The 2,652-nt window shown below is 75.9% G+C and carries 4 protein-coding genes; all 4 read left to right on the forward strand.

The window, feature by feature from the left end:
* The first annotated feature begins 93 nt into the window (after window positions 1-93).
* The 4 genes from lepB (GTQ99_RS22000) to GTQ99_RS22015 are packed head-to-tail and all read left to right on the forward strand — an operon-like array spanning window position 94 to window position 2,603.
* Window positions 94-753 carry a signal peptidase I gene (lepB, locus tag GTQ99_RS22000; RefSeq protein WP_166617820.1) on the forward strand — a complete coding sequence of 220 codons (660 nt, stop codon included), beginning with the start codon at window positions 94-96 and terminating at the stop codon, window positions 751-753.
* The gene (lepB, locus tag GTQ99_RS22005) at window positions 750-1,499 is read left to right on the forward strand and encodes a signal peptidase I (RefSeq protein ID WP_166617821.1); all 750 of its coding nucleotides are present in this window, start codon (window positions 750-752) and stop codon (window positions 1,497-1,499) included. Before lepB (GTQ99_RS22000) ends, lepB (GTQ99_RS22005) begins: the two co-directional genes overlap by 4 nt.
* Window positions 1,496-2,269 carry a ribonuclease HII gene (locus GTQ99_RS22010; protein ID WP_338075190.1) on the forward strand — a complete coding sequence of 258 codons (774 nt, stop codon included), beginning with the start codon at window positions 1,496-1,498 and terminating at the stop codon, window positions 2,267-2,269. Before lepB (GTQ99_RS22005) ends, GTQ99_RS22010 begins: the two co-directional genes overlap by 4 nt.
* A gap of 7 nt (window positions 2,270-2,276) precedes the next feature.
* Complete coding sequence (locus GTQ99_RS22015) at window positions 2,277-2,603, forward strand: DUF2469 family protein (RefSeq protein WP_166617822.1); 327 nt, start codon at window positions 2,277-2,279, stop codon at window positions 2,601-2,603.
* Window positions 2,604-2,652: the final 49 nt, after the last annotated feature.

The following is a 2,652-nucleotide window of genomic DNA, read 5'->3' on the forward strand; positions in this document are numbered from 1 at the left end:
GCTTAGAGTGTCCCGGCCGCACCCCGGCGGCCGTCCCCGGCGAGCGCTCCGGCGAGCGCCCCGGCCCGGCCAGGACCACGAGGCAGGAGTTCCGTGACGACCACCCAGCCGTCGCCGACCGCCGGGCGCGCCCGCTCCCGCGGTGGACGGGCGGTGCTCGTGCTCGCCCTCGCCCTGCTGATCGTGCTGCTCGTGCGCAGCTTCGTCGTGCAGACGTTCTCGATCCCCTCGGACTCCATGCGGCCGACCCTGCGGCCGGGGGAGCGGGTGCTGGTCTGGCGCGCGGGCGCCTCCGAGGTGCGCCGCGGCGACGTCGTCGTCTTCGACGGCACCGGCACCTTCGCGGACGCGCCACCGCCGCCGCGGGGGCTGGCCCGCCTCGGCGACGCCGTCGCCTCGCTGCTGGGTTTCCGGCCCGGGGAGAGCGACTACGTCAAGCGCGTGGTGGGCCTGCCCGGCGACCGCGTCACCTGCTGCGACCCGCAGGGCCGCCTGCTGGTGGACGGCGAGCCGCTGGCGGAGCCGTACCTGCAGCCCGGGGACGCCCCCAGCGACGTGCGCTTCGACATCGAGGTGCCCAGTGGCAGGCTGTGGCTGATGGGCGACCACCGCAGCGACTCCGTCGACTCCCGCTCCCACCTCGGCTCGCCCGGTGGCGGCACGGTCTCGGTCGACGACGTCGTGGGGCGGGTGGTCGCCGTGACCTGGCCGCTGGGGTCGGTCGGCGCGGTCGAACGGGGGGACGGTTCGTGAGCACGGATCCCGACGCGGACGCGTCGGCGCAGGAGGGGCCGCCCGCCCCGCGCCGCTCCCCGGCCGGCGGGGTGCTGGCGGCGGTCAAGGAGACCGTGCTGGTGGTCGCGGTGGCCCTGGTGGTCTCGCTGGTGGTCAAGACCTTCCTGCTGCAGGCCTTCTTCATCCCCTCGCAGTCGATGGAGCGCACCCTCGACATCGGCGACCGCGTCGTCGTCAGCAAGCTGAGCCCCGGCCCCTTCGAGCTGCACCGCGGTGACGTCGTCGTCTTCTCCGACCCCGGCGGCTGGCTCACCCAGAGCGCGCCCGCCCAGCGCGGGCCCGTCGGCACCGTCGTCGCGGAGGCGCTGACCTTCGTCGGCCTGCTGCCGGAGGACTCCGACGACCACCTCATCAAGCGCGTGGTCGGCCTGCCCGGCGACCGCGTGGCGTGCTGCGACGCCTCCGGGCGCGTCAGCGTCAACGACACCCCGGTCGACGAGGGCGCCTACCTCTTCCCCGGCGCCCAGCCCAGCGAGCAGCCCTTCGACGTCGTCGTGCCCGAGGGCCAGCTGTGGGTGATGGGCGACAACCGCGCCGAGTCGGCGGACTCGCGCTACAACCGCGACAAGCCCCACGGCGGGTTCGTGCCCGTGGACCTGGTCGTCGGGCGGGCGTACGCGGTGGTGTGGCCCGTGGGCCACTGGGACTGGCTGGGCACGCCCGACGACTTCGACGACGTCAGCGGCGCGTCGGGGACGAAGTGACGCCCGCCGCCGGCCCCGGCGCCCGCCGGCCCGCCTCGACCCCGCCCTCGCTGCGCCTGGAGCGCCGGCTGCTGCGCGAGGGGCACCGGCTGGTCGCCGGCATGGACGAGGTGGGCCGCGGCGCCCTCGCCGGGCCGGTCAGCGTCGGGGTGGTCCTCGTCGACGCCGCGACGGCGACGGCGCCCGCGGGGCTGCGCGACTCCAAGCTGCTGACGCCCGCGGCCCGCGAGGCCCTCGCGCCGAGGGTGCGCCGCTGGGCGGTCTCCTGGGCGGTGGGCCACGCCGAGCCGGCGGAGATCGACGCCCTCGGCATCGTGGCCGCCCTGCGGCTGGCGGGGCGGCGGGCGCTGGCCCAGCTGCCCGAGCAGCCTTCGGTGCTGCTCCTCGACGGCAACCACGACTGGCTCAGCGACCCCCGCGAGCCGTCGCTGCTCGAGGAGCCGCAGGCGCTGCCGTGCCCCGCCCCGCCGGTGACCACCCGGGTCAAGGCGGACACGACGTGCGCCGCCGTGGCGGCCGCCAGCGTGCTGGCCAAGACGACGCGGGACGCGCTCATGGCCGTGCGCCACGAGGAGCACCCGCACTACGGCTGGGCGGGCAACAAGGGCTACAGCGCGCCGGAGCACCTGCAGGCGCTCGGGGCGCACGGCACCTGCCCGCAGCACCGCCGCAGCTGGCGCCTGCCGGGGCTGGCGCTGCCGACGCCGCGGCAGGACCCCGGCGCGCGGGCCGCGGCGGCTGCCGACGCCCGTGGCGCGCGGAAGGCATGATGGGCACGTGAGCGCCGAGGACCTCGAGAACTACGAGACCGAGATGGAGCTGCAGCTCTACCGGGAGTACCGGGACGTCGTGTCGCTCTTCTCCTACGTGGTCGAGACCGAGCGGCGCTTCTACCTGGCCAACTCCGTCGACCTGCAGGTGCGGACGGCCGACGGCGAGACGTACTTCGAGGTGAACCTGCACGACGCCTGGGTCTGGGACGTCTACCGCCCCGCCCGCTTCGTGCGCGACGTGCGGGTGGTGACGTTCAAGGACGTCAACGTCGAGGAGCTGCAGAAGCGCGACATCGAGGTCCCCGACACCCCCGAGCTGCGCGAGCGCTGACCCCGGCCCCTCCGCGCGGCGGGCGCGGCCGTCCGTAACGCCCCCGCCC

The organism is Kineococcus vitellinus, from assembly GCF_009906315.1.
GTDB classification, from domain to species: domain Bacteria; phylum Actinomycetota; class Actinomycetes; order Actinomycetales; family Kineococcaceae; genus Kineococcus; species Kineococcus vitellinus.